This is a genomic window from Streptomyces sp. CB02009, from assembly GCF_001905825.1.
In the GTDB taxonomy this organism is placed as follows: Bacteria; Actinomycetota; Actinomycetes; order Streptomycetales; family Streptomycetaceae; genus Streptomyces.
On sequence record NZ_LIVV01000008.1, the window covers coordinates 317,808 to 342,126 of the forward strand.

Annotated in this window: 20 protein-coding genes; 6 read left to right on the forward strand and 14 right to left on the reverse strand. The window is 72.3% G+C overall.

Going from position 1 to position 24,319, the window contains the following annotated elements; translation table 11 throughout:
* Positions 1-95 precede the first annotated feature (95 nt).
* Entirely contained in the window at positions 96-1,076 is a 981-nt protein-coding gene (locus AMK27_RS30495; RefSeq protein ID WP_073915334.1) for a GNAT family N-acetyltransferase, read from the forward strand.
* 158 nt (positions 1,077-1,234) lie between these two features.
* Here AMK27_RS30495 and adhE read toward each other — a convergent pair whose 3' ends face one another.
* From adhE to AMK27_RS30545, 10 genes are all read right to left on the reverse strand, one after another.
* The gene (gene adhE, locus AMK27_RS30500; RefSeq protein WP_073915337.1) at positions 1,235-3,829 is read right to left on the reverse strand and encodes a bifunctional acetaldehyde-CoA/alcohol dehydrogenase; all 2,595 of its coding nucleotides are present in this window, start codon (positions 3,827-3,829) and stop codon (positions 1,235-1,237) included.
* 156 nt (positions 3,830-3,985) lie between these two features.
* On the reverse strand, positions 3,986-4,894 hold the full coding sequence (locus tag AMK27_RS30505) for a S1 family peptidase (RefSeq protein ID WP_073915341.1): 909 nt from the start codon (positions 4,892-4,894) through the stop codon (positions 3,986-3,988).
* 186 nt (positions 4,895-5,080) lie between these two features.
* Complete coding sequence (locus tag AMK27_RS30510; protein ID WP_073915344.1) at positions 5,081-5,905, reverse strand: DUF1684 domain-containing protein; 825 nt, start codon at positions 5,903-5,905, stop codon at positions 5,081-5,083.
* A gap of 5 nt (positions 5,906-5,910) precedes the next feature.
* Positions 5,911-7,218, reverse strand: coding sequence for an NtaA/DmoA family FMN-dependent monooxygenase (locus AMK27_RS30515; RefSeq protein ID WP_073915347.1), 1,308 nt, complete (start codon positions 7,216-7,218; stop codon positions 5,911-5,913).
* Positions 7,215-8,285 carry an LLM class flavin-dependent oxidoreductase gene (locus tag AMK27_RS30520; protein ID WP_073915350.1) on the reverse strand — a complete coding sequence of 357 codons (1,071 nt, stop codon included), beginning with the start codon at positions 8,283-8,285 and terminating at the stop codon, positions 7,215-7,217. The genes AMK27_RS30515 and AMK27_RS30520 overlap by 4 nt, the downstream gene beginning before the upstream one ends.
* A gap of 45 nt (positions 8,286-8,330) precedes the next feature.
* Positions 8,331-9,308 (reverse strand): ABC transporter substrate-binding protein, encoded by a 978-nt coding sequence (locus tag AMK27_RS30525; protein WP_073915353.1) that lies wholly within the window; start codon positions 9,306-9,308, stop codon positions 8,331-8,333.
* Positions 9,309-9,385: 77 nt separating this feature from the next.
* Positions 9,386-10,192 (reverse strand): amino acid ABC transporter ATP-binding protein, encoded by an 807-nt coding sequence (locus AMK27_RS30530; RefSeq protein ID WP_073915356.1) that lies wholly within the window; start codon positions 10,190-10,192, stop codon positions 9,386-9,388.
* The gene (locus AMK27_RS30535) at positions 10,189-11,073 is read right to left on the reverse strand and encodes an amino acid ABC transporter permease (protein ID WP_073915359.1); all 885 of its coding nucleotides are present in this window, start codon (positions 11,071-11,073) and stop codon (positions 10,189-10,191) included. Before AMK27_RS30535 ends, AMK27_RS30530 begins: the two co-directional genes overlap by 4 nt.
* 49 nt (positions 11,074-11,122) lie before the next feature.
* Positions 11,123-12,925 (reverse strand): FAD/NAD(P)-binding protein, encoded by a 1,803-nt coding sequence (locus AMK27_RS30540; RefSeq protein ID WP_073915362.1) that lies wholly within the window; start codon positions 12,923-12,925, stop codon positions 11,123-11,125.
* Positions 12,922-13,770, reverse strand: coding sequence for an amino acid ABC transporter permease (locus AMK27_RS30545; protein ID WP_073915365.1), 849 nt, complete (start codon positions 13,768-13,770; stop codon positions 12,922-12,924). The genes AMK27_RS30540 and AMK27_RS30545 overlap by 4 nt, the downstream gene beginning before the upstream one ends.
* Positions 13,771-14,214: 444 nt before the next feature.
* Between AMK27_RS30545 and AMK27_RS30550 the strand changes: the two genes are divergently transcribed.
* Both AMK27_RS30550 and AMK27_RS30555 read left to right on the forward strand, forming a co-directional pair.
* On the forward strand, positions 14,215-14,694 hold the full coding sequence (locus AMK27_RS30550) for a GNAT family N-acetyltransferase (protein WP_073915368.1): 480 nt from the start codon (positions 14,215-14,217) through the stop codon (positions 14,692-14,694).
* Positions 14,691-15,668 carry an ABC transporter substrate-binding protein gene (locus tag AMK27_RS30555; protein ID WP_073915371.1) on the forward strand — a complete coding sequence of 326 codons (978 nt, stop codon included), beginning with the start codon at positions 14,691-14,693 and terminating at the stop codon, positions 15,666-15,668. Before AMK27_RS30550 ends, AMK27_RS30555 begins: the two co-directional genes overlap by 4 nt.
* Positions 15,669-15,738: 70 nt before the next feature.
* Here the strand turns inward: AMK27_RS30555 and AMK27_RS30560 are convergent, their stop codons facing one another.
* Positions 15,739-17,037, reverse strand: a complete 1,299-nt coding sequence (locus AMK27_RS30560) for a DUF5685 family protein (RefSeq protein WP_198955962.1) — start codon at positions 17,035-17,037, stop codon at positions 15,739-15,741.
* Positions 17,038-17,360: 323 nt separating this feature from the next.
* On the opposite strand from AMK27_RS30560, the gene AMK27_RS30565 reads away from it, so the two are divergent.
* Positions 17,361-17,795, forward strand: a complete 435-nt coding sequence (locus AMK27_RS30565) for a cell division protein SepF (RefSeq protein ID WP_030315727.1) — start codon at positions 17,361-17,363, stop codon at positions 17,793-17,795.
* A 40-nt stretch (positions 17,796-17,835) separates the two neighbouring features.
* Here AMK27_RS30565 and AMK27_RS30570 read toward each other — a convergent pair whose 3' ends face one another.
* A complete protein-coding gene (locus tag AMK27_RS30570; protein WP_073915374.1) occupies positions 17,836-19,638 on the reverse strand; it encodes an MFS transporter in 1,803 nt (600 codons plus the stop codon).
* A gap of 405 nt (positions 19,639-20,043) precedes the next feature.
* Here AMK27_RS30570 and AMK27_RS30575 point away from each other — a divergent pair, with 405 nt between their 5' ends.
* On the forward strand, positions 20,044-20,961 hold the full coding sequence (locus tag AMK27_RS30575) for a phosphatase PAP2 family protein (RefSeq protein ID WP_073915377.1): 918 nt from the start codon (positions 20,044-20,046) through the stop codon (positions 20,959-20,961).
* A gap of 163 nt (positions 20,962-21,124) precedes the next feature.
* On the opposite strand, the gene AMK27_RS30580 is transcribed toward AMK27_RS30575, so the two are convergent.
* Positions 21,125-21,340 (reverse strand): I78 family peptidase inhibitor, encoded by a 216-nt coding sequence (locus AMK27_RS30580; protein WP_073915380.1) that lies wholly within the window; start codon positions 21,338-21,340, stop codon positions 21,125-21,127.
* 311 nt (positions 21,341-21,651) lie between these two features.
* On the opposite strand from AMK27_RS30580, the gene ctaD reads away from it, so the two are divergent.
* Positions 21,652-23,376, forward strand: a complete 1,725-nt coding sequence (ctaD, locus tag AMK27_RS30585) for an aa3-type cytochrome oxidase subunit I (protein ID WP_073915383.1) — start codon at positions 21,652-21,654, stop codon at positions 23,374-23,376.
* Here ctaD and AMK27_RS30590 read toward each other — a convergent pair.
* The gene (locus AMK27_RS30590; RefSeq protein WP_073915386.1) at positions 23,303-24,301 is read right to left on the reverse strand and encodes a helix-turn-helix transcriptional regulator; all 999 of its coding nucleotides are present in this window, start codon (positions 24,299-24,301) and stop codon (positions 23,303-23,305) included. The two genes, ctaD and AMK27_RS30590, sit on opposite strands and share 74 nt — an antisense overlap.
* Positions 24,302-24,319: the final 18 nt, after the last annotated feature.

Genomic DNA, 24,319 nt, shown 5'->3' on the forward strand with positions numbered 1-24,319 from the left:
GGCCCGCCGACGCCCAAAACCCCTGGCCCACCGGCCCCTTGGCCGCTACGTTCGCGGGGCAGCACCGACCCTTCCCCGAACCGACAAGGCCCTCCGTGACTTCTGTCCGCCCCGCCCGTCCCGACGAACTCCCCGCCCTGGTCGAGCACCCCGGCGACCCCGAGCGCAACGCCGCCACCCACGCGTACCTCGCCCAGCTCCTCGACAGCGGGTGCACCCGGCCCGAGTGGTGCCTGGTCGCCGAGGACGGCGACGGCCGGCTCACCGGCAGCGTCGTGCTGTGGACCGTCCCGGGGCACGAGGTCCCGCTCGCGCTGGTGCTGTTCGAGGCTCCGGAGGACGCCCCGGAGACCGCCGCCGCGCTGCTCGACGCGGCCGCCGTCACGGCCAGGGAGCTGGGCGCGACCGACCTGGAGCACGTCGTCGACTCCCCCGCGCAGGCCCCGCAGTTCCAGCGGAACCCGGAGCACCGCGGCGAGCTGCTGCGGGCGTCCGGGTACGCCGTGCTCCGCGACGGCCGCAGGTTCGGCCTCCGGCTCCCCGCCGCGACCGGAGCGGACGGCGCCGGACCGGAGCCGTCCGGCGTACCGGACGGGCTGCCCGCCGACGACCCCCGGCTGACCTTCCGCTCGCTCGCCGAACTCGGCCCCGAGCCGTTCGTCGCGGTCCTCGCCGAGCTGCTCGCCGACACCGCGGACGCCCGCCTCGCGGCCGACGTACGGCAGCACGGCGCCCGGCGCGCGGCCGAGCTGCTCTTCGAGGAGACGGCCGAGCTGAAGCACGAGCCCGCGTGGTGGGAGCTCGGCTACGACGCGGACGGCAGCGTCGCCGTGATCAGCCTGCCCGCCGAGAACCCCAGCGTTCCGGTCATCGGTTTCGTCGGCGTCGCCCCCGCCCACCGGGGCAAGGGGTACGCCACCTCGGTCGTGGTCCGGGGCACGCGCGTCCTGGCCGGGGCAGGGGCCACCGAGATCCGCGGGGACTGCGACGCCGCGAACGTGGCGATGGCCAAGGCCTTCGAGCGCGCCGGGTACGTGAACTTCGCCGACCGGCTGGAGTTCGGCCGCGCCCTCTGACCCCGCGCCCTCCGGCTCCGCGTCCCCCGCCTGCGCGTCCTCCCGGCCCGCCTCCTCCGACCCCGCCCCCTCCGGCTCCGCGCCCTGACGCGCCCGCGCACGAGGCGGTGCCGCCCCGTGCTTCCTCGCACGGGGCGGCACCGTCGTACGGCGGCGGACTACCGGCCGTAGTACGCCCGGGTCATCAGTTCCTTCATCTCGTCGATCATCGGCATCCGGGGGTTGGCCGGCGCGCACTGGTCGGCGTACGCGTTCATCGCCTGCTGCGGCAGGGCCGCGAGGAAGGCCGCCTCGTCGACGCCCTCCTCACGGAACGAGGCGGGGATGCCGCACCGGGTCCGCAGCTCCTCGACCGCCCGCGCGTAGGACTCCACGCCCTCCGCCGGGGTCGCGGCCGGCAGGCCGAGCGTCCGCGCGATCTCCTGGAAGCGCTCCGGGGCCCGGTAGACCTCGGCCTTCGGCCACGGCACGGCCTTGTGGGTGACGGTGCCGTTGTGGCGGATCACGTGCGGGAGCAGCAGCGCGTTGGCGCGGCCGTGGGCGACGTGGAAGGTGTTGCCGAGCGTGTGGGCCATGGCGTGGACCAGGCCGAGGAAGGCGTTGGCGAAGGCCATGCCGGCGATGGTGGACGCGTTGTGCATCCTCTCGCGGGCCTCGGGCGCCCTCGCGCCCTCCGTCACACAGGTCTCCAGGTTCTGGAAGATCAGCTTGATCGCCTGGAGGCACTGGCCGTCGGTGAAGTCGTTCGCGTAGGCGGAGACGTACGCCTCGGTGGCGTGGGTCAGGGCGTCGAAGCCGGAGTCGGCGGTGACCGTGGGCGGCAGGTGCAGCGGCAGGGCCGGGTCGACGATGGCCACGTCCGGGGTGAGGGCGTAGTCGGCGAGCGGGTACTTCTGCGCAGCCTCCGGGTCGGAGATGACGGCGAAGGGGGTGACCTCGCTGCCGGTGCCCGAGGTGGTCGGGATCGCGACGAGCCGGGCCTTCTCGCCGAGCTTCGGGAAGCGGTAGGCGCGCTTGCGGATGTCGAAGAACTTCTCCTTGGTGTCCGCGAACTCGACCTCGGGCCGCTCGTACATCAGCCACATGATCTTCGCCGCGTCCATCGGGGAGCCGCCGCCGAGGGCGATGATCGTGTCCGGGCGGAACGCGCGCATGGCAGCGGCGCCGTCCCGGACGGTGGAGAGCTCGGGGTTGGGCTCGACGGAGTCGATGACCTGGAGGGCGACCGGCTCCTCGCGTCCGTTGAGGATGTCGGTGACCTTCTGGACGAAGCCGATCTCGCCCATGGTCCGGTCGGTGACGAGCGTGACCCGCTTCAGGCCCTCCATCTCGCCGAGGTAACGGAGGGCGCCGCGCTCGAAGTAGATCTTCGGCGGGACCTTGTACCACTGCATGTTGGTGGTGCGCCGTCCGATCCGCTTGACGTTGATCAGGTTGACCGCGGTGACGTTGTCCGAGACGGAGTTGTGTCCGTACGAGCCGCAGCCGAGCGTGAGGGAGGGCAGGAAGGAGTTGTAGACGTCGCCGATGCCGCCGAAGGTGGAGGGGGCGTTGACGATGACCCGGACCGCCTTGACGCGCCGGCCGAACTCCTCGGCGAGTTCCTCGTCCTCGGTGTGGATGGCGGCGCTGTGGCCGAGGCCGTGGAACTCGACCATCCGCGCGGCCAGTTCGAGGCCGTGCTCGGTGGAGTCGGCCTTGAGGGCGGCCAGGACCGGGGAGAGCTTCTCGCGGGTGAGGGGCTCGCCCTCGCCGACCTCGGCGCATTCGGCGAGGAGGATCGAGGTGTTCTCGGGGACCTCGAAGCCGGCCTGCTCGGCGATCCAGTGCGGCGACCTGCCGACGACGTCGGCGTTCAGCTTCGCGCCGCCGCAGCCGGTGGCGTAGGCGGTGGTGCCGAAGACGTACTCCTCCAGCTTGGTCTTCTCGGCGGCGGTGACGACGTACGCGCCGAGGCGCTCGAACTCGGCGATGCCCTCCTCGTACACCTCCGCGTCGAGGATGACGGCCTGCTCGGAGGCGCAGATCATGCCGTTGTCGAAGGCCTTGGAGAGCACGATGTCGTGGATCGCGCGCGGGAGCCTGCCACTGCGGGTGACATAGGCGGGGACGTTGCCCGCGCCGACGCCGAGGGCGGGCTTGCCGCACGAGTAGGCGGCCTTGACCATGGCGTTTCCGCCGGTGGCGAGGATGGTGGAGACGCCGTCGTGGTGCATCAGGAGGCCGGTGGCGGCCATGGAGGGCTCTTCGATCCACTGCACGCAGCCGGCGGGGGCGCCGGCGGCGACGGCGGCGTCCCGGACGATCCGGGCGGCCTCGGCCGAGCACCGCTGCGCGGAGGGGTGGAAGGCGAAGACGATCGGGTTGCGGGTCTTGAGGGCGATGAGCGCCTTGAAGACCGTGGTCGAGGTGGGGTTGGTGACGGGGGTCATCGCGCAGATCACGCCGACGGGTTCGGCGATCTCGGTGATGCCGCTCAGCTCGTCGCGGCGGATGACTCCGGCGGTCTTGAGGCCGGCCATCGAGTGGGTGACGTGTTCGCAGGCGAAGAGGTTCTTGACGGCCTTGTCCTCGAAGAGGCCGCGCCCGGTCTCCTCGACGGCGAGCTTCGCCAGGTCGCCGTGGGCGCTCAGCGCCGCGAGCGAGGCCTTCTTGACGATGTGGTCGACCTGCTCCTGGTCGAAGGTCTCGAACCGGTCGAGCGCCCCGAGGGCCTCCCGCACCAGTCCGTCCACCATCTCCTCGGTCTCCATGGCAGGCACTCCTTCGTGGGTCCCTTTTCGCTGATGTCTCCATTCGACACCCGATGACCTGCGAAAAGGGGCGGTGAAGGGCCCGCGTGAAGGGGCCGGAAGTCCCTTTGTGAAGGGATTCACAAAGGGACTTCCGGTGGCTGCGCCCCGGGTCGGCTAGAAGACGCTGACCCCGTACGCGCTCAGCGCCTCCGTCACGGGCTGGAAGAAGGTCGTCCCGCCTGTGGAGCAGTTGCCGCTGCCGCCCGAGGTGAGGCCGATGGCACGGCTGCCCGAGTAGAGCGGGCCGCCGGAGTCGCCGGGCTCGGCGCAGACGTTGGTGCGGATCAGGCCGGAGACGATGTCGCCGCCGCCGTAGTTCACGGTGGCGTTGAGGCCCGTCACGGAGCCGCTGTGGGTGCCGGTGGTGGAGCCGCGGCGGGTGACGGACATGCCGACGGTGGCGTTGGCGGCGCTCGTGATGTCCACGTTGCCGACCGTGCCGGACTTGGTGACGGAGGTGTTCGTGTAGCGCACCAGGCCGTAGTCGTTGCCCGGGAAGCTGGACCCCGCGGTGCTGCCGAGGACCGTGGTCCGGGAGGAGTTGGAGTACCAGGTGCCCGCGCCGTCGGTGCAGTGGCCGGCGGTCAGGAAGTAGTAGTTGCCCGAGCCGTCCCGGACGTTGAAGCCCAGCGAGCAGCGCCAGCTGGTGGCGTAGATCGCGTCGCCGCCGGATATCAGCTTGCTGAACTTCCCGGGGGTGCGCTCGACCCGGATGGCGTCCGCGTGGGCGCCGGCCTGCCGCTTGATCCTCGCGAGCTCGGCCTGGCTGACGGTGGAGTCGGCGGTGACGACCAGCTTGCCGGTGGCGGTGTCGGCGTACCAGGCGGTTCCGGCCACGTCCGCGGCGCGGACGGCGTCGCCGGTCGCCGAGAGGGCGGCGGCGTCGAAGGTGCGGGTGCTCTCTGCGGTGTCGGCGGTGCCCGCGCTCGCGGTGGGGGCGGCGAGCGCGGCCGCGGCGGCGAGGCCGGCCGCGACGGCGAGCAGCCGGACGGTTCTCGTGGGGGTGGTGCGCAAGGTCCTCACTTCTGTTCCTCCCGAGGGGAATCGGGGGCCCGCCGTGGGGTGCCGGGCCCGTGAGGCGCGGCCCGGGGCCGGCGCTGTGGGGGAGTCTCGGGCCGTACGACTTCACGCCGCAAGGGCGCGAATCGGCCGTACGGCCCTCGACTTCCCACCGACTCGGCTTGCCTCCGGTTCCCCCGAGTCGAGGAGTCAGACCTCGTTCAGCCGCCGCTCCCCCGCAGCGACGGCGGTGTCGAGCGTGTTCCCCGGCGGCGGGAACGGGCAGATGAAGTGGTCGGCGAAGGCGCACGGCGGCAGCAGCGCGCGGTTGAGGTCCACCGTCACCGAGCCGTCCGCCGCCGGGGCCGGCGGCCGCAGGAAGCGGAAGCGGTAGCTGTCCCGGCCGCTGGTGGCGTCCGCGAAGACCGCCCACAGGGTGCCGTCGTCCTCGACGGCGACCTGGAGGGTGTGCTCGCCGCCGTGCAGTTCGAAGGCCAGCTCCCCGGAGAGCCCGAGACCGCGCTCGCGGCCGTCGGCGTTCTCCACCCTTACGCTGCGCGTCCGCTCGTACGGCCGGAAGACTCCGGGCACCACCCAGCGCTCGTCGTACGGGGTGGCCTCGATGCCCCGGAAGGCGGTACGGGCCTGGGAGCCGGGGTCGAAGTCCCGTACGGCCCAGAGCCCTTCGCGCCGCAGCACCACGAGCCGCCGGCCCGCCGACTCGACGCGGGACTCGTGGATCGGACCGTGGTCGGCGGCGAGCCGGACCGTGCCGGCGAAGGGCTTGTCGTCGACGGTGATCCCGTCCTCGGCCCGGGCGCTGAGGAGCACCTCGTCGCCGTCCTCCCGCCACTCCCCCGGAACGGCCGGAATTCGCCCCTCCGGGAAGTCCGAGAGCCAATGGGTGCCCGTGAGGGAGAGCGGACCGTACGAGGAGGAGACCGCGGCCTCCCGCTGCTCGTGCCAGCGCTGCCACTCCTGCCGCGCGTCGGCCCCCGCGTCCGTACCCGTGCCGCTGTCGTCATCCGTGCTCATGGTGCTCAACCCTTCCATACGGGCTCGGGAAGCCCGAGGTGCGAGCGGAGCGTCGTGCCGGAGTACTCCGTACGGAAGACGCCCCGTTCCTGCAGCAGCGGGACGACCCGGTCGACGAACTCGTCCAGGCCGCCGGGGGTCAGGTGGGGGACGAGGATGAAGCCGTCGGCGGCGTCCGTGGACACGAACTCCTCCAGGGCCGCCGCGACCGTCGCCGGGCTGCCGACGAAGGACTGCCGGCCGGTGGACTCGACGACCGTCTGACGGATCGACAGGCCCTTGGCCTCGGAGAGCGCCCGCCACTTCCGGGCCACCCCGACCGGGTCGGCGACCCTCACCCGCCCCTGCACCAGGGTCGAGTCGGGATCGGGATCGACGTCCGGGAGCGGTCCGTCCGGGTCGTAACCGGACAGGTCGCGGCCCCAGATCTGCTCCAGGGCGAGGATCGCGTTCTGCGGGGAGACCTGCTGGCGGCGGATCTCCCCGGCGCGCTCCTGCGCCTCGCCGTCGGTGTCCCCGAGGACGTACGTCACCCCGGGCATGATCTTCAGGTCGCCGGGCTCCCTGCCGTACCGGGCGAGCCGCCCCTTGACGTCGGCGTAGAACTCCCGGCCCGCCTCCAGGGTCGAGTGCCGGGTGAAGACCACGTCGGCGCCCGAGGCCGCGAACTCCCGTCCCTCGGCGGAGTCCCCGGCCTGGATGACGACCGGGTGGCCCTGCGGGGAGCGCGGGACGGTGAACTCGCCCTCGATGCCGAACTGCGGCCCGCTGTGGACGAAGGGCCGCTGCCGGCCCTCGGGGGTCCAGGAGTCCCACAGCTCCCGGGCCGTGGCGAGGAACTCGGCGGCCCGGGTGTACCGGTCGGCCCGGTCCAGGTAGCCGCCGCGCCGGAAGTTCTCGCCGGTGAAGGCGTCCGACGAGGTGACGACGTTCCAGGCGGCCCGGCCGGCGCTGAGGTGGTCCAGCGAGGCGAGCCGGCGGGCCAGTTCGTACGGCTCGTTGAAGGTGGCGTTGACCGTGCCGGCCAGGCCGAGCCGGTCGGTGACGGCGGCGAGCGCGTTCAGGACGGTGATCGACTCGGGCCGGCCGACGACGTCGAGGTCGTGGATGCGGCCGTTGTGCTCGCGCAGCCGCAGCCCCTCGGCCAGGAAGAAGAAGTCGAAGAGGCCGCGCTCGGCGGTCCTGGCGAGATGTTCGAAGGAGGAGAAGTCGATCTGCGAGCCGGAGCGCGGATCGGCCCAGACGGTGGTGGAGTTGACGCCGGGGAAGTGCGCGGCGAGATGGATCTGCTTCCGGCCCGGAGGCGTGCTCATGCGCGTGCTCCCGTCGTCACCCGTGCCTCGGTGGCGTACTGGCTGACGGGGCGGGCGAGCCCCAGGTGGTCGCGGAGGGTGGTGCCCTCGTAGGCCGTGCGGAAGAGACCGCGGTCGCGCAGCCGGGCGACGGTGCCGGCGGTGAACCGCTCCAGGTCCCGCTCGGGCACGGCCGGCACGAGGTGGAAGCCGTCGACGGCGCCGCCGCCGTGCCAGCCCGCGATCAGCTCGGCGAGGGCACCGGGCCCGCCCTCGTACGCGTCGAGGTCGACGGTCGCCGAGAGCAGGACGCGCAGCTGCTCGGGGTCCCGGCCGTGGGCGCGGGCCCCCTGCCGCAGTTCGGCGCGGAGGGCGGCGGCCTCCTCGGCGGAGGAGGCCCGGATCAGGGCCACGTCGGCGTGGTGGGCCGCGGTGTCGCGGGCGGCGGGGCGGGTGGCGTCGACGACGGTCACCGGGTTGCCCTGCGGGGGCCGGGGGACGATCGAGGGGCCGGTGACCGAGAAGGTGGCGCCCTGGAAGTTCACGTGGTGCAGCTTGCGGCGGTCCACGAACCGGCCGGTCACCACGTCCCGTATCTCGGCGTCGTCCTCCCAGCTGTCCCACAGTTTGCGGGAGACCTCGGCGACCTCGCCCGCCTCCTGCCAGAGCTCGGCGGTGGGCGGGGCCGTCCGGCGGCCGAAGAGCCTGGCCTCGGTGCCGGTCGGGGAGACGGCGATCCGCCAGCCGGCCCGGCCCCTGCTCACCCAGTCGAGGGTGGCGACGGCGGCCTGGACGTGGAAGGGCTCGGTGTGGGTGGTGGTCACGGTCGGCACGAGGCCGATGGAGCGGGTCTCGGGGGCGACCCGGGCCAGGACGGCGAGCGCGTCCAGGCCGGGCCGGGTGAAGGAGTCGTCGTGGGTGAGGAGGTCGAGGCCGGCGGCCTCGGCGAGCCGGGCGAGCGCGACGGTACGGGCGCCGGTCCCGGCGACGGCGGGTGCGGCGGTGCGGGCGGAGGCGAGGGCGCCCGGGGAGTCGGCGGCGCCCGGGGCGAGTTCGGCGGCGAGGTGGAGCGTTCGGCTGCTGGTCATGCGGGGTCTCTCTCGGAAGGGCGGGGTGCGGGCGACGGAGCGCGGTCAGTTCTTGGTGCGGGGCAGCCCGGGCGGGTTGATCTCCGACTTCGTCACGGCCTCGCTGTCGAGGCCCCAGCGCTTGAGGACCTGGGCGTAGGTGCCGTTCTCGACGATGTGGTCGATCGCGGCGGCGTAGGCGGCGACGAGTCCGCTGTCCTTCTTCGTGGTGGCCGCGATCTTGCCCTGGAGTCCGGCGCCCGCGCCGGAGAACTTGCCGACGATCTCGGTCTGTCCGGCGGAGAGCACGTGGTAGGCGGCGACGGGGTTGGGGCCCAGGTAGCCGTCGATCCGGCCGGACTGGAGCGCCAGGTAGTAGTCCGAGGTGTTCTGGTAGTACTTGATGTCGACCGGCTTGCGGCCTGCCTTCTCGTTCTGCGCGGACCAGTCGACGAGGATCTTCTCCTGGTTGGTGCCGGAGCCGACGGCGATCGCCTTGCCCGCCACGTCCTCGGGGCCCTTGACCGTCCAGCCGGAGCCCTTCTTCGCCTCGAAGGCGAGGTCGTCGAGGCGGTAGGTGGCGAAGTCGTACTTGTCCTTGCGCTCCTCGGTGACGGTGACGTTGGAGAAGACGGCGTCGTACTTGCCGCTGTCCAGGCCGACGAAGAGGTTCTCCCAGGAGACCGGGTTGAACTCGGGCTTCAGACCGAGGGCGTCGGCGACCAGGGTCGCGAGGTCGACCTCGACGCCGATCAGCGTCTTGTCGTCGGTGGCGTGGAAGGCGAGCGGCGGGTTGCTCGTCGCGGAGACGCCGAGGACCAGGGTGCCTCTCTTGCGGACGGCCTCGGGGAGCTTCGCGGCGAGTGCGTCGACCTTGGGGGTGTGGACGCGGTTCTGCTCAGGGCTGAGGTTGATGCCGTCGGCGGCCTTCTTCGCCTCGGGCTTGGCCGCGTCGAGGGCGGCGTCACCCGAGCCGCAGGCGGTGAGGACGCCGAGGGCGGTGAGCGAGGCGAGGGCGGCGAGGACGGTGCGGCGGGTCTTCATGGCAGTACTCCTGAGAGGGATGGGGCGGGTGGGTGGGTGGTCGGAGGACCTTGGAGAGGGATGGGGCCGGGGGGTGGTCAGAGGACCTTGGAGAGGAAGGCGCGGGTGCGTTCGTGGCGGGGGCTGTCGAGCACCTCGGCCGGCGGACCCTGTTCGACGATCCGGCCCTCGTCCATGAAGACCACGGTGTCGGCGACCTCGCGGGCGAAGCCGATCTCGTGGGTGACGACGATCATGGTGGTGCCGGAGGCGGCCAGGTCCTTGATGACGTCGAGGACCTCGCCGACCAGCTCGGGGTCGAGCGCGGAGGTCGGCTCGTCGAAGAGGAGCAGGCCGGGTTCGAGGGCGAGCGCGCGGGCGATGGCGACCCGCTGCTGCTGCCCGCCGGAGAGCTGCTTGGGGTACGCCTCCGCCTTGTCGGCGAGTCCGACGCGTTCGAGCAGCGTCCGCGCCGCGGCCTCGGCCTCCTTGCGGGGGCGCTTCAGGGCCGAGACGGGGGCCTCGACGATGTTCTCCAGGACGGTGAGGTGCGGGAAGAGGTGGAAGTTCTGGAAGACGAAGCCGATCCGGGTGCGCTGCTTGAGGATGTCCCGCTCGCGCAGCTCGTAGAGCTTGTTGCCGGAGCGGCGGTAGCCGACGAGGGTGCCGTCGACGCTGACGGTGCCGCTGTCGACCTTCTCCAGGTGGTTGATGGTCCGCAGCAGGGTGGACTTGCCGGAGCCCGAGGGGCCGAGGACGACGGTGACCTCGCCGGCGCGGACGTCGAGGTCGATGCCGCGCAGGACGTGGAGGGGGCCGAAGTTCTTGTGGACGGCCCGGATCTCGACCTTGGCGGTGGTGACGGGCGCGGCATCGGCGGGCGGGTCGACGGTGACGGAGCTCATCGGACGCTCCCCTTCGCGTAGTGGCGTTCGACGTAGTGCTGGACGACGGAGAGCGCGGTGGTGAGCAGGACGTACCAGGCGGTGGCGACCATCAGGAGCGGGACGACCCGTCCGTTGCGGCCGTAGACGACCTGGACCTGGTAGAAGAGCTCGCCGATCGCCATGACGGAGACGATCGAGGTGCCCTTGAAGAGCGAGATGATCTCGTTGGCGGCGTTGGGCAGGATCGAGCGCATCGCCTGCGGCAGGACGATCCGCCGCACCTGCCGGAGCCGCGGGATGCCGAGCGAGGCCGCGGCCTGCAACTGGCCCTCGTCCACGGCGAGTACACCGCCGCGGACGATCTCCGCCGCGTAGGCCGCCTGGTGCAGGGCGAGTCCGAGGACGGCGGCGCTCATCTCGCCGACCAGGCCCATCGTGTCGAAGGAGAGGAAGCTCGGCCCGAACGGGATGCCGATGCTCAGCTCCTTGTAGAGATAGGCGAGGTTGAACCAGAAGAGCAGCTGGACGATGAGCGGGATCGAGCGGAAGGCCCAGATGTAGCCGAACGCGACGGACCGCAGGAACGGGCTGTCCGACAGGCGCATGAAGGCGAGCACGATGCCGATCGCGAAGCCGAGGGCGGTGCCGTAGAAGGTGAGCTGGAGGGTGACCCAGACGGCCCGGAGGACCGTCTCGGTGGTGAAGAAGGCGGCGAAGACGTCCCACTCCCAGCCGGGGTTGGTGACGAGCCCGTGGACGAACTGGACGAGCAGGACGGCGGTGACGACGACGGCCGCCCAGCGCCAGGGGTGCCGCACGGGGACGACCACGAGCTCGGGGCCCGCCGCGGGTTCCTTCTGGACGGCTCTGGTGACGGGCGGATCGCTGGTGAGAGACATGGCGGTTCCTCGGAAAGGGGTCGGGCGGCGGGAGGGTGCGGAGAAGGGGTCAGGCGCTCAGCGGCGCCGGGAGACACGCCCGGTCGCGCAGGAACGTCAGGGCCGCCCGCGCGGTGACGTCGTTCTGCCGGAAGGCGACCCCGCCGGTACGGGGCCGGGTGAAGGCGCTGTCGGTCCGCGCCGTGGTGTGCGGACCGAGCGCGAAGCGGCGCGGGTGCGGGCGTCCGTCGGCGTCGAGGACCCGGCCGTCGACGGGGTCGACGACGAGGAGGCCGCTGACGGTGGCCCTGGCACCCTCCTCGTGCAGGGCGCGCAGGAGGGGGCTGCTGGTGAGTTCGAGGGTGGGGTCGGGGAGCCGGGCCTCGACCAGGGCGCGTGCCTCGGTCCACTCCCCCGGTACGGCGGCGGACGCGGCCCGGAAGACCCCGCGCTCCTCGTCGGCCTCGACGGTGACCTGCGGGCCGAGGAAGCGGACGACGCCGGCCCGGGAGAGGGCCAGGAGCTGGCGCAGCCGGGGGCCGGGCGGCCCGGAGGCGAGGTAGCTGAAGAAGCCGTGCCACCAGTCGCCGGTGTCGACGCGGTTTCCGAGCCGGAGGAGCTGCCCGTAGACGGAGAGCAGGCCGGCGAAGACGGCGGCGTCGGAGCTGTGGGAGGGGTCGTGCCGGCGGGTGAGGTCGTCGGTGATGTAGGCGCGCAGACCGTGCTGGAGGGCCTCCTTCGAGGCGAAGCGGACGCCGTCCAGGGGGTGGTCGAGGGCGTCCAGGTCGAGCCGGTCGGCCGGGTCGGGGACGGCCGCGGCGACGGCGGCGGCGAGTTCGGGGCCGCGCGGCGGGGCGGCCGCGTAGGCCCGCTCGAAGTCGTCCAGGGCTTGCGCGGTGCGCTCGGGGTGGGTGGAGAAGAGCCGGTGGTAGTGGGCCCAGCCGAGCTCCTTGTCGACCAGCGGCCAGACGTCGCGCCGGAAGTCGATCGGCCCGGTCCCGCGCAGCAGGGCGTCGGTCTGCTCGGGTCCGAAGAACCGGGGCAGCGGGGGCCGTTCGCCTTCGAGGGCGTAGCCGAGCTTGGAGTGGTACGGGACGCCCCGGCGCGATCCGACGTGCAGCACGGGTTCCTTGCCGGAGGGTACGTAGACCAGCGCGTCGCCCTCGCCCTCGTACCGTCCGCCGCGGCCCTCGGTGAGCAGCACCATCAGGTCGACGAAGGCGAGCCCGAAGCCGCGGACGAGGACGGCCTCGCCGGCGGGCAGGGCGGTCAGGTCGGTGTCGGCGGTGAAGTCGGGCGGCAGGTGGACGAGGTCGTGGCGGGCGGCGAAGCCGGCGAGGGCCCGCTGCTCCGGGTCGGGTTCGGCGTCCAGGTGGCCGACGGTGAGGACGACGAGGTCGGCGAGGAGCGGTTCGGCGGAGCCCTCGAGCCAGACGCGCTGGCGCCCCTCCCGGGGGCCCGCGATCCGCAGGGCGCTGGTGCGGTGCTCGTGGACGGTCACGGAGGCGGGCAGCGCGGCCCGGGCCCGCTCGAACACCCAGCGCAGATAGGCGCCCTGCTGGGGTCGGGTGGGGAAGGACCGGCCCTCGATGCCGGCCCATTCGGCGATGGTGGGGCCGGGGCGGACGGGGCCGGTCAGGTCGACGGTCTCGTCGGTGAACATGGTGACGTCCTCGGCCCGGGAGTTCATCCAGAGCAGCGGGGACTGTGCGGTGCGCCAGATGCGGCCGGGGCCCGGCGGGTGCGGGTCGACGAGGTGGAGGTCGAGCGGGCGGTCGCCGTACAGCTCGGGCAGGTTGGCGGCGAGCCGTTCGAGGAAGCCGGTCCCCCGCGGACCGGCGCCCACGATCACGATCGAGGCGTGGGTGCTCATCGCGCACCCGCCGTACCGCGGGCGTAGTGGCGCTCGACGTAGTGCTGGCCGAGGCTGAGGACGGAGGTGACGGCGACGTACCAGAGCGTGGCCACGAGCAGCAGCGGGATGACCTCGTACGTGCGGTGGTAGATGAGCTGGGTCGAGTACAGCAGGTCCTGGACGGCGATCACGGAGACGATCGAGGTGCCCTTGAGGGTGCCGATGAGCATGTTCCCGGCCGGCGGGACGATCGCCTTCATGGCCTGCGGCAGCACGATCCGGGAGAGCCGGCGCCAGCGGCCGAGGCCGAGGGACTGGGCGGCCTCGAGCTGGCCGCGGTCGACGGAGAGGATGCCGCCGCGCACCACCTCGGCGGCGTAGGCGGCCTCGTGCAGGGTGAGGCCGATGACGGCGACGGACACGGGGCCGAGGAGGTTGACCGTGCTGACGCCGAGGATCTGCGGGTAGAGCGCGCCGATGTTGAACCAGAAGAGCAGCTGGACCAGGATCGGGGTGGACCTGAAGAACCACACGTATCCCCAGCTCACCGCGCGCAGGACGGGGTTGGCGGAGAGCCTGAGGACCGCGAGCAGGGTGCCGAGGACGAAGCCGAGCGCCATGACGAGGGCGGTCAGCCACAGGGTGAGGCCGAGCCCGCGCAGGACGGACGCGGAGGTGAAGTACTCGGCGACCACGTCCCACTGGAAGGCCTTGTTGCGGACGACCGAGACCAGGCCGAGGGCGAGCAGGACGAGCACGAGGGCCGCGGCGGTCCACTGCCCGGCGCGGCGGGCGGGGACGATGCGGGGCGGTGGTTCGGCCGGTGGGGCCGTGGAGGGGGTTTTGACCAGGGTCGCGGACATACGAAGACTCCGTGGATGCCAGAGGCGGATCGAACACGGGGTGCGCCTTCACACGCGGTGAGCACGGAACCGGGCCCCTCAGCACCGATCCGCCCTTCGAGGCTATGCGGTCAACAGGCCCCGTTGTCAAGGGTGTCCGCACTGTGAGCCGTACGTCTCATCGCGGTTGACGCGGGAACGGATGCCTGTTCCACTGTGGCCATGCATTCGCCGCAGCTGGTCACGCGCTCCCACATCGACTTCGGTCGCGTGTGGTCCTCCTCCTGTTGAGCCGACCCTCTGCACGGTGAGCCGGCCGCCGGCTCCGCCCCGTCCGCGTGCTGTCTCCCGCGGCGCCTTCACATCCAGGCCCTTCGTGGTGCCTGGGCTCTCCCCTCCCCTCGCTCCGCCGCGCCGCCCTCCCTCGTCCTGAAGGGCCGCTCTCCTTCGTCCTGAAGGGCCGTCATGACCTTCGCGTTGTCCGTGCACCGGACCACGACCACCGACCCTCTGGCGCGCCCGCTCCTCGACGAGCTGGCGTACGAGTACACGACCCGGTACGGCTCCGCGCACGATCTGAGCCGCTACCCGGCGGAGGAGTTCACCCCGCCCCACGGCGCCTTCCTGCTCCTCCTCGAGCAGGGCCGGCCGGTGGCGGGCGGCGCCTACCGCCGCTACGACGACGACACCGCCGAACTGAAGCGGATCTGGACCCACTCGGCGCACCGCAGGCGCGGACTCGCCCGCCGGGTCCTGACCGTGCTCGAACGGGAGGCCGCCGCCCGCGGCTACTCCCGCCTCTACCTCACGACCGGACCGCGTCAGCCGGAGGCCAGGGGCCTCTATCTGGCGAGCGGCTACCGCCCGCTCTTCGACGTGTCCGCCGATCCCGAGTCGATCGGCCCGCTGCCGTTCGAGAAACTCCTGGAGAACCCGAAGCCATGACCACGCGCACGCGTCCCGGCACCGCACGCACCGCCCTCGTCTTCGCCCTGATCACCGGCGCCGCCCTCGGCCTGACCGCCTGCGCGGGCGGCGATCCCGCGACGGCCCCGGCCGGTGCCTCGGGGGCGCCGGGGGCCGCGAAGGGCGCGCTCCCGACGGAGGACGTGGTGTCGGCGGTGAAGAGGAACGAGGCGGCGGCGAAGCTGCTGCCCGCCGACGTACGGCAGCGGGGCAGCTTCACGATCGCCTCGTCCGTCGCCACCCCGCCGAGCTCGGCGTACCTGCCCGACGGGAAGACGGTCGTGGGGGTCGACGCCGACTTCGCCGCCGCCGTGGCGAAGGCCCTCGGTCTGGAGCTCAAGCGCGAGGTGGTCGGGTTCGAGGCGATCCTGCCGGCGCTCGGCAGCGGCAAGTACGACGTCGGCACCGGCAACTTCGGCGTGACCGAGGAGCGGCGCAAGGCCATCGACTTCGTGACGTACATCAACGACGGCCAGGGCTTCGCGAGCCGCGCGGACAGCCCGCTGAAGGCGGTCACCGACCTCACGCAGCTGTGCGGTCTGAAGGTGGCCGTGAACGCGGGCACCACCTTCGAGCGGACCCTGGAGCAGAACAAGGGCCGGTGCGCGGAGGCGGGCAGGAAGCCCTACGAGGTGAACGTCTACAGCGAGACCGGGGCGATCTGGATGTCGCTCCAGCAGGGCCGCAGCGATGTCGTGATGAACACGATCAACGGGGTGCGGTACGCGGTGACGCAGCAGAAGAACGTGAAGTTCCTCAACGAGTACCGGCGGCTCGACGTCGGCTTCGCCTTCAAGAAGGGCACGCCGCTCGCGCCCGCCTTCCAGGCCGCGGTGAACGGCCTGAAGGCGGACGGGACGTACGACAGGATCCTGCGGAAGTGGGGTGTGACGGGGTCGGGCATCGCCACGTCGCAGATCTCCCCGCCGGAGATCCCGGCGCCGAAGAAGTAGCGGCGGCGCCCCCGGACGCCCGGGCGCCCGGACGCCTGGACGCCCGGTCGTCCGGGCGTCCGACGGGGTGTCAGCAGTCGCAGCCGCAGCTGCAGTCCCCGCAGCAGCCGTCCCCCTCGCAGCAGGAGGAGCAGTTGCTGCAGCAGTCGCAGCAGTCGCAGCAGCTGCCGGGGTCGCACTGCTGGCAGAGGCCCTCGCGCCGCTGGCGGCTCCAGGGGTCCTCGAACGTCCCGCAGCACATCTGGCAGGTGCAGGCGAGGCCCACCCACAGGGCGCATCCGGCGATCAGACCGCGCCGGTTCGGCGGCCCGGGCGGGAACGGCCCGCCGGGGCCGCCGGGACCGCCGGGGCCGGGGGCGTAGGGACCGCCCGGGCCGCCGGGTCCGGGCGCGTACGGGTTGCCGGGCACCGGACCGTGGGCGCCGTGGGCGTGACCGGCGGGTCCGTGGGCATGGCCCTGACCCTGGCCGCCCGGTATGCCCTGTCCCGCCCCAGGTGCCCCGTGCGCGCAGGTCGTCGTGCCGAAGGCGCGGTCCACCGAGGTGCGCAGCTCGTGGGCGAGCAGGACGTGGGCCAGCTTGCCGTCGGCGAACTCGGCGTCCTTCAGCGCGAGGCGGATGCCGTGCAGGGCGTCGTCGGCGAGCCGGCGGGCCTCCTCTCGGGAGGTGCCGGTCGCGGTGAGCGGGTTCCAGGCGCCCTTCTCCGCGTCGGCGGTCTGGTCCTCGACGGCGTCGAGGAGGTGCGCGAGGCGCCCGAAGAGCCGGCCCGCCTCGGCGAGCGGCTCGGCGTTCCCTGGCCGTCCGGCGAGGACGGCGGTGTGCGCGAAGGCGGCCGCGGTGGCGGTCTCGGTCGGTTCGGTGACGGTGAGCAGGGGGGTGCCGGGTCCGGCGAGGGCCTCGATCCCGGTCTGGCGGTCGACGGCGTCGACGAGGACGGCGGTGTCGAAGCCGAGGGACCGGCCCGTCCTGGCTCCCGCCCTGTCCCAGGAACGGGCGACGCGGCGGGCCGCCGCGGCGGCGGGCCGGCGGGCCAACAGCCCGTCCCGGTCGGCGACGTGGTCGCGTACCTTCGCCGAGGCGAGGACGAGCGAGACGGCGGCGGCGAGCCGGGCGCCCTCGCCCCGGGCCACGGGGGCGGTCCGCATGGCGCGCAGCGCGCAGGGCCCGGCCGTGCGGCGGCCCGCCTCCGTGACGCCGGTCTGAGCCTCCGTCAGGACCGAGACGATGAGCCCGTCGTAGTTGGTGACGACCCGGGCGAACTGGCCGTGGTCGGCGCGAAGTGCCAGGCAGAGGCCGCAGAGATGGGCCATCCACTCGGTCTTGAGCCTGTCGGTGAGCCGGTGGGTGCAGGGTCTGACGATTCCGAACATGGACTCCCCCGTGAGTCGTGAATCTGGGCCGGGCTATGGACCGCCGGACGGCCTCGCGGCATCGTAGCGACCGGGCCCGTTCACCCGTACGCGCCCACCGTCACCCTTGTGGCCCGACTTTCATATTTTCAGCTGCATGGCCCTCCCCCAGGCCCCGCATACCGCAAGTTTCCTGACGAATCGCCAGGAAACGGTGCTCACGTTCTGCACCAGTACCGTCACGAATCCCCTGCGCGCCGACTATCCACTTGGCGCGCGATCCGCATCATGAAGGACGATAGGGAAATGCGGAACCACAAGTGACCGCGTGAAAGGAGGCGTCCATGGGATCGGTGCGCAAGGCGAGTGCCTGGCTGGGCCTCGTCGAGGACAACGACGAGCGTTACTACGACGACGAGTACGCCGACGGTGCCGAGGGCGGCGACGCCTGGGTGACGGACCCCCGGGTCCGGGTGGCCACGGACACCGCCGAGGACCGGGGCCGGCGGATCGCCACCGTCTCCCCCGACGGCTTCCGGGACGCCAGGGGCATCGGCGAGCTCTTCCGGGACGGCGTTCCGGTCATCGTGAACCTGACCGCCATGGAGCCGAACGACGCCAAGCGCGTCGTCGACTTCGCCGCCGGTCTCGCCTTCGGTCTGCGCGGTTCGATCGAGCGCGTGGCGACGCGGGTCTTCCTGCTGACCCCGGCCGACACCCAGATCGTCACCGGCGAGACGGGCCGCCGCCAGCAGGACGGTTTCTTCAACCAGAGCTGAGCGAGTCCGCCGGCCGGCCGGGCACCCCCGAGGGATCGGGTCAGTGCGCCTGACGCCCCGAGCCGGCGGGCTCGATCGCTTCCCGGGTCGCGGGCACCCGCGGCCCGGACGGGTCGGCGTGCTCCCGCGCCTCGGACGGCTCCGGGGACCGCACGGCCCCCACCGGCCTCGACGGCACCGGCGCGGGCCGGACCGGCTCGGACCCGGCCGCCTCCGACGGAGCCGGCTTCGGCAGCACCGCCTCAGGGACGGCCTCGGACACGGCCTCGGACACGGCCTCGGACACCGCCTCCTCCGGATCCACCGGGCACTCCATCACCCGGGGCAGGCGCCGGGCCATCGCCGCGCCGATCAGCAGCAGTCCCGCGCTCACGAAGAGCGTGATGTGCAGCCCGTCCACGAAGGCGTGCCGGGCGGCCCGGTACAGCGCGTCGCCGGCCGCCCCGCCGAGCGAGTCGGCGACCTGGTAGGCCTCGCCGAGCGAGTTCGCGGCGGCCCGGCCGGCCTCCGCGGGCACCCCGGGGACGGCCGCGAGCCCGGGGGCGTACGCCGCGTTCATCACGCTGCCGAGCAGGGCCGTGCCCATGCCGGCGCCGAGCTGGTACGAGGTCTCGCCGATCGAGGCCGCGGCTCCCGCGCTCCGCTGCGGGGCCTCGCTCAGCATCGACTCGTACGCCGAGAAGAGCGTGGTCTGCAGGCCGAAGCCGAGCAGCACGAAGCCCACCGTGAGCAGCAGCGGCCGGTCGTGCTGCCCCATGAAGGTGAGCAGCAGCACGGCCGCCGCGGTGAGGACGAAGCCCCAGCAGACCATCCGGCGCGGTCCGATCCTGCGCAGGGTGTACGAGCCGGTGGCGCCGGCGGCCATGGCGGCGAAGGTGAGCGGCAGCAGCCGCAGCCCGGTCTCCAGCGGACTGAGGCCGATGACCAGCTGGAGGTACTGGACGGCGATGAGCTGCAGGCCGACCAGGGCCAGCATCGCGAGCACGATGCAGCCGACCGAGGTCGTGAAGGCGGCCCGGGAGAACAGCCCCATGTCGATCAGCGGGTGGGGCCGTCGCCGCTGGCGCCGGACGAAGAGGACGAGGAGCGCGGCGCCGAGCAGCAGGGGCCCGGCGGTCGGGAGCGCGAGGAGCGGTTCGCCGGCACCGGCGCGCTTGACCCCGAGGACGCAGCCGAGCACACCGGCGGCGGCCATGAGCGCGCCGAGCACGTCCCAGGGTCCGTCGGCGGCTCCCCGGGACTCGGGGAGGAGGCGGCGGCCGAGCGGCAGGATCAGCGCCATCAGCGGAATGTTGATGAGGAAGACGGAGCCCCACCAGTAGTGCTCGACGAGGAAGCCGCCGAGCACCGGCCCGGTGGCGGCGCCTATCGCGGCGACCGCCGTCCAGATGCCGATGGCGGTGGCGCGCTCCCGCCGGTCGGGGAAGACCGCCCGGAGGATGGAGAGCGTGGCGGGCATGATCATGGCGCCGCCGACGCCGAGCAGCACCCGGGCTCCGATGAGGACCGACGGTTCGGTGGCGAGCGCGGCAACCGCGGAGGCGATGCCGAACAGCGCGTAGCCGAGGAGCAGGACTCTGCGCCGGCCGACCCGGTCCCCGAGCGTGCCGAAGAGGATCAGGAGCGAGGCGCAGATCAGTGGATAGGCGTCGACGATCCAGAGCAGCGAGGTGGAGCTGGGGCGCAGGTCCTCGGTGAGCGAGGGGATCGCGACATGGAGGATCGTCGCGTCGAGGGCGACCACGAGAAGGCTGACGCAGAGGACGACGAGGACGACCCAGCGGTTGGCTCCGCCGTCGGCTGCGGCACGGGGTCGTGCTGGGGCCGTGTTCGTCCGCGACATGTACGTACCTCCCAGTGAAGCTCTCGCGCTCGGCGGGCCCCGACCAGGGCTTATGCCCCCTGAGCGGCCCGGCATCGACGGGCGAGTGAGCCGTCAGCGTACGCGAGACCGGGGCCCGAGCGCGTGGTGCAGCTCTCACCCCGGCGGGCCGCGCGGTGTGGCGTACGCCACTCGGGGCGGCTCGCGCGTCGCATGGAATTCCGTACGGACACCCGTTTGAAGCAATTTCCGCGCGTTCAAACACGCTTCCGGAAACGGCCTCGCGACAATAGGGCGGAAGGTCATCGGATTTCCCGACGGACGCCGGGAATAGGCCACCGACTGAGACCTACTCCACATCACATCAACATCACGAACAGACGGGAACGACCGGGTCTGCTTCTCACTCCCTGTAACGTCGATTGGGTGCGTACCGACATCTTTGCCCGGCTGGACCGGGAGCCGGAACCGCCGAAGATAGAGGTCCCGCGGATGACCCGCACGCGTCTCGCCCTCTTCGGCGGGACGTCGGCGTTCTATCTCGCCATGGTCGTCGCCGTGCTGCTCTCGACGTGGCTGGTGACCCTCGACTGGAAGATCATGCTCTTCCGGCCCTATCAGCAGTGGCCGGAGATCCACGGCTTCCTCGACTACTACGTCGTCCTCGGCCAGCGCGGCCCCACGGCCGTGATGGTGGCCGCCTGGCTGGGCTGGCGCTCGTGGCGCCAGCACACCCTGCGCCCCCTGCTCTGCCTCGGCGCCGCGCTCCTGCTGCTCAACGTCACGGTCGGCGCGGTCAAGCTCGGGCTCGGCCGTCTCGGACCCCACTACGCGACCGAGGTCGGCTCGGCCGAGCTCTTCGCGGGCGGCGACATATTCCCCTCGGGTCACACCGCCAACGCGGTCGTGACCTGGGGCATCCTCGCCTATCTGGCGACCACCCCGAGGGCCAGGCGCTACCTCTCGGCGCTCTCCGCCGTGGTCGCGCTCGGCGTCGGACTCACCACGGTCTACCTGGGCACGCACTGGCTGAGCGACGTCCTCCTCGGCTGGGCCGCCGGGCTGCTGATCCTGCTCGCCCTGCCCTGGTGCGAGCCGGTCCTCGCCGTGGCGGAGTCCTGGATCCTCGCCCTGCGCGACCGGGTGCGGGACCGGCTCCGGGACCGTCGCCGTCTGGTTCCCTCGCTCCCCGTGGCCTCCGGAGGACCCCGCCCGGGGTACTTCCCGCAGCGTCCGCCCGGGGCCGAGGAGCCGGCCCGCGGGCCGTCCGGAGTGGCCGGCGGCCGCGCTCCTGCGACCCGTGCGGGAGTGGCCGGCGGGCGCGCCCCGGCGACCCGCGGCTGACCGCGGGCCACCGCCCCCACGCAGACGGAAGGGCCCCGGCCGACGAATCGGCCGGGGCCCTTCCGTACGTCCGGGGCGGGGCGCTCGACGCCCCCGCCCTTCCGTCTGTCCCGCTGTCCCGGGCGAGGTCCTTCCGTGCCTCCCGGGGCGGGGTCCTTCCGTCTCAGCCGTGCCAGCAGCGGGTGACCGTGCCGTCCTCGACCTCGAAGTTGATGCGTCCCGCGAGGTACTCCATCGTGATGATCGAGCCGGGCTGGAGCGACCTCACGGTGCTCCAGCCCCGCGTCCTGGCGAGCCGTGCGGCGCCTTCCGCGTCGAGGCCCACATAGGACTCGGGGGCGTCGCGGGGCGGTTCGGGAGTGCGCGATGTGGGTGCCATAGCCCTCACGTTAGTCCCTTGGCGGTCACGCTTGTGTCACAAGTTCTCGACATATGTTTGGCATGATCCACGTCACTCCACGACATGGATTCCGGCCGTTTCTCCAGCAATTCCGAAGGCCGTCCGGCAGTTCGCACCAAGGGCCCCGAAGTGCCGATAGGACGCCGGTAATTCGGCTCTTCCCGCTCCGCCCGTCCCGAATTGTCTCGGCGACGCGCACGCGAGCCGCTCACTCTTCCCTTACACAATGCTTACGCTGTCCGAACGCCGGGAGAGGCGGAGCCGGGGCGACCGCGGAGCGGAGGCAGCGGATGGGCAACGGGACAGCGACCGCGACCGTCGAATCGAGCCGCGAGCGGCACGGCCGCGTCCTGATCGACTGGCTCACCACCACCGACCACAAGAAGATCGGCCACCTCTACCTGGTGACCGCGTTCGTCTTCTTCCTCGTCGCCGGGCTGATGGCGATGCTCATGCGGGCCGAGCTGGCCCGCCCGGGACTCCAGCTGCTCACGAACCAGGAGTACAACCAGGCCTTCACCCTGCACGGCACGATCATGCTGCTGCTCTTCGCGACGCCGACCTTCGCCGGCTTCGCCAACGAGCTGGTGCCGCTGCAGATCGGCTCCCCCGACGTCGCCTTCCCGCGGCTCAACATGTTCTCGTACTGGCTGTTCCTCCTCGGCAGCCTGATGGTGATCGGCTCGCTGCTCACCCCGACCGGTCCGGCCGCCTTCGGCTGGACCGCCTACGCCCCGCTCAACAGCCTGGAGCGGTCCCCCGGCGCCGGCGTCGACCTGTGGATCACGGGGCTCGCGCTCTCCGGCTTCGGCACCATCCTGACCTCGGTGAACTTCCTCGCGACCATCATCGGGATGCGGGCGCCCGGCATGACCATGTTCCGGATGCCGATCTTCACCTGGAACGTGCTGTTCACGGCGGTCCTGGTGATCGTCGCCTTCCCCGTGCTCGCCGCGGCCCTGCTCGTCCTGGAGGCGGACCGCCGCCTCGGCTCGGTGGTCTTCCAGCCCGAGAACGGCGGCGCGCTGCTCTGGCAGCACCTGTTCTGGTTCTTCGGCCACCCCGAGGTCTACATCATCGCGCTGCCGTTCTTCGGGATCGTCAGCGAGATCATCCCCGTCTTCGCCCGGAAGCCGATCTTCGGCTACACCACGCTGATCGCCGCCACCATGGCCATCACCGGCCTCTCGGTGGTCGTCTGGGCCCACCACATGTTCGCGACCGGCGCGGTGCTGCTGCCGTTCTTCTCGCTGCTCTCGTTCCTCATCGCGGTCCCCACCGGGGTGAAGTTCTTCAACTGGACCGGGACCATGCTGCGGGGCTCGCTCTCCTTCGAGACCCCGATGCTGTGGTGCGTCGGCTTCCTGGTGTCGTTCCTCTTCGGCGGCCTCACCGGCGTCATCCTCGCCTCGCCGCCGATGGACTTCCCGGTCACCGACTCGTACTTCGTGGTCGCCCACTTCCACTACACGGTCTTCGGCACGGTCGTCTTCGCGACCTTCGCCGGCTTCACCTTCTGGTGGCCCAAGTTCACCGGCCGGATGCTCGACGAGCGGCTCGGGAAGATCCACTTCTGGACCCTCTTCGTCGGCTTCCACCTGACCTTCCTGGTGCAGCACTGGCTCGGCGCCGAGGGCATGCCCCGGCGGTACGCCGACTACCTGCAGGCGGACGGCTTCACCGCCCTCAACACCGTCTCCACCATCGGCGCCTTCCTGCTCGGCGCGTCCACCCTGCCGTTCCTCTACAACGTGTGGCGGACCACGCTGTACGCGCCGAAGGTCGAGGTCGACGACCCCTGGGGCTTCGGCCGCTCCCTCGAGTGGGCCACCTCGTGCCCGCCGCCCCGGCACAACTTCGACTCCGTCCCCCGGATCCGCTCCGAGGCGCCCGCCTTCGACCTGCACCACCCCGAGTTCGCGGCCTACGAGCGGATGCGGATCACGAGCCCTCCGCCGGAACCGGAGCCGACCGGTCGAGGGACCGATCGAGGGACCGGGACAGCAGGTCCCTGAGCGCCCGCACCCGGTCGACCAGCTCCGGCGGGTCGAGCACCTCGAACTCGAAGCCGATCAGCGACACGTGGATCACCATCACGTCGAGGCTGTGCGCCCCGGTCCTGAGCAGGCAGGCGTCCTCCCCGTCCGCCGTCAGGACGCCGTCGGCCGCACCGACGGCCGCGGCCGCCTCGGCGAGCGGCACATGCAGCCGGATGGTCGCCTCGGTCGCGTACGCGGCGGTGGACACCCCCTTCGCGACATAGGCGGCCAGATCCTCGGCGGGCGGCTCGCGGGGCGGGAAGCGGGGCCCGTGCGGCGGCGTCGGCTCGATCCGGTCGGCGCGGAAGGTGCGCCAGTCGGCCCGGTCCACATCCCAGGCGACCAGGTACCAGCGGCGCTCGCTGCAGACCAGGCGGTGCGGCTCGACGTTCCTGCGGGTGGTGGCCCCGCCGTGGTCCCGGTACGCGAAGCGCAGCCGCTCGGTGTCCCGGCAGGCGTTGGCGAGTTCGGTGAGGACGGCCGGGTCGATGCGCTCGCGCGGGGTGCGCAGCATCGGGACGGTGAAGGCGTTCAGGGCGCTCACCCGGCGCCGCAGCCGCCCGGGAAGCACCTGCTCCAGCTTGGCCAGGGCCCGTACGGAACTCTCGCCGATGCCCTCGACCCCCTGCCCGGCGGCGGCGCGCAGGCCGACGGCGACCGCCACGGCCTCCTCGTCGTCGAGGAGCAGCGGCGGCAGTTCGGCCCCGGCGCCCAGCTGGTACCCGCCGCCGGTACCGGGGCTGGCGTTGACCGGATAGCCGAGCTCGCGGAGCCGGTCCACGTCCCGCCGTACCGTGCGGGACGTGACCCCGAGCCGGTCGGCGAGGTCGGCACCGGACCACTCGCGGTGGGCCTGGAGCAGCGAGAGCAGACGCAAGAGCCGTGCGGAGGTCTCCAACATGGCCCCGAGTCTGCCAGC

Bases quoted from the DNA above. Each gene is read 5' to 3' on its own strand.
- adhE (WP_073915337.1), bottom strand. From the start codon at position 3,829: ATGGAGACCGAGGAGATGGTGGACGGACTGGTGCGGGAGGCCCTCGGG.
- AMK27_RS30510 (WP_073915344.1), bottom strand. From the start codon at position 5,905: ATGAGCACGGATGACGACAGCGGCACGGGTACGGACGCGGGGGCCGAC.
- AMK27_RS30515 (WP_073915347.1), bottom strand. From the start codon at position 7,218: ATGAGCACGCCTCCGGGCCGGAAGCAGATCCATCTCGCCGCGCACTTC.
- AMK27_RS30520 (WP_073915350.1), bottom strand. From the start codon at position 8,285: ATGACCAGCAGCCGAACGCTCCACCTCGCCGCCGAACTCGCCCCGGGC.
- AMK27_RS30525 (WP_073915353.1), bottom strand. From the start codon at position 9,308: ATGAAGACCCGCCGCACCGTCCTCGCCGCCCTCGCCTCGCTCACCGCC.
- AMK27_RS30530 (WP_073915356.1), bottom strand. From the start codon at position 10,192: ATGAGCTCCGTCACCGTCGACCCGCCCGCCGATGCCGCGCCCGTCACC.
- AMK27_RS30535 (WP_073915359.1), bottom strand. From the start codon at position 11,073: ATGTCTCTCACCAGCGATCCGCCCGTCACCAGAGCCGTCCAGAAGGAA.
- AMK27_RS30540 (WP_073915362.1), bottom strand. From the start codon at position 12,925: ATGAGCACCCACGCCTCGATCGTGATCGTGGGCGCCGGTCCGCGGGGG.
- AMK27_RS30545 (WP_073915365.1), bottom strand. From the start codon at position 13,770: ATGTCCGCGACCCTGGTCAAAACCCCCTCCACGGCCCCACCGGCCGAA.
- AMK27_RS30550 (WP_073915368.1), top strand. From the start codon at position 14,215: ATGACCTTCGCGTTGTCCGTGCACCGGACCACGACCACCGACCCTCTG.
- AMK27_RS30555 (WP_073915371.1), top strand. From the start codon at position 14,691: ATGACCACGCGCACGCGTCCCGGCACCGCACGCACCGCCCTCGTCTTC.
- AMK27_RS30560 (WP_198955962.1), bottom strand. From the start codon at position 17,037: ATGTTCGGAATCGTCAGACCCTGCACCCACCGGCTCACCGACAGGCTC.
- AMK27_RS30565 (WP_030315727.1), top strand. From the start codon at position 17,361: ATGGGATCGGTGCGCAAGGCGAGTGCCTGGCTGGGCCTCGTCGAGGAC.
- AMK27_RS30570 (WP_073915374.1), bottom strand. From the start codon at position 19,638: ATGTCGCGGACGAACACGGCCCCAGCACGACCCCGTGCCGCAGCCGAC.
- AMK27_RS30580 (WP_073915380.1), bottom strand. From the start codon at position 21,340: ATGGCACCCACATCGCGCACTCCCGAACCGCCCCGCGACGCCCCCGAG.
- ctaD (WP_073915383.1), top strand. From the start codon at position 21,652: ATGGGCAACGGGACAGCGACCGCGACCGTCGAATCGAGCCGCGAGCGG.
- AMK27_RS30590 (WP_073915386.1), bottom strand. From the start codon at position 24,301: ATGTTGGAGACCTCCGCACGGCTCTTGCGTCTGCTCTCGCTGCTCCAG.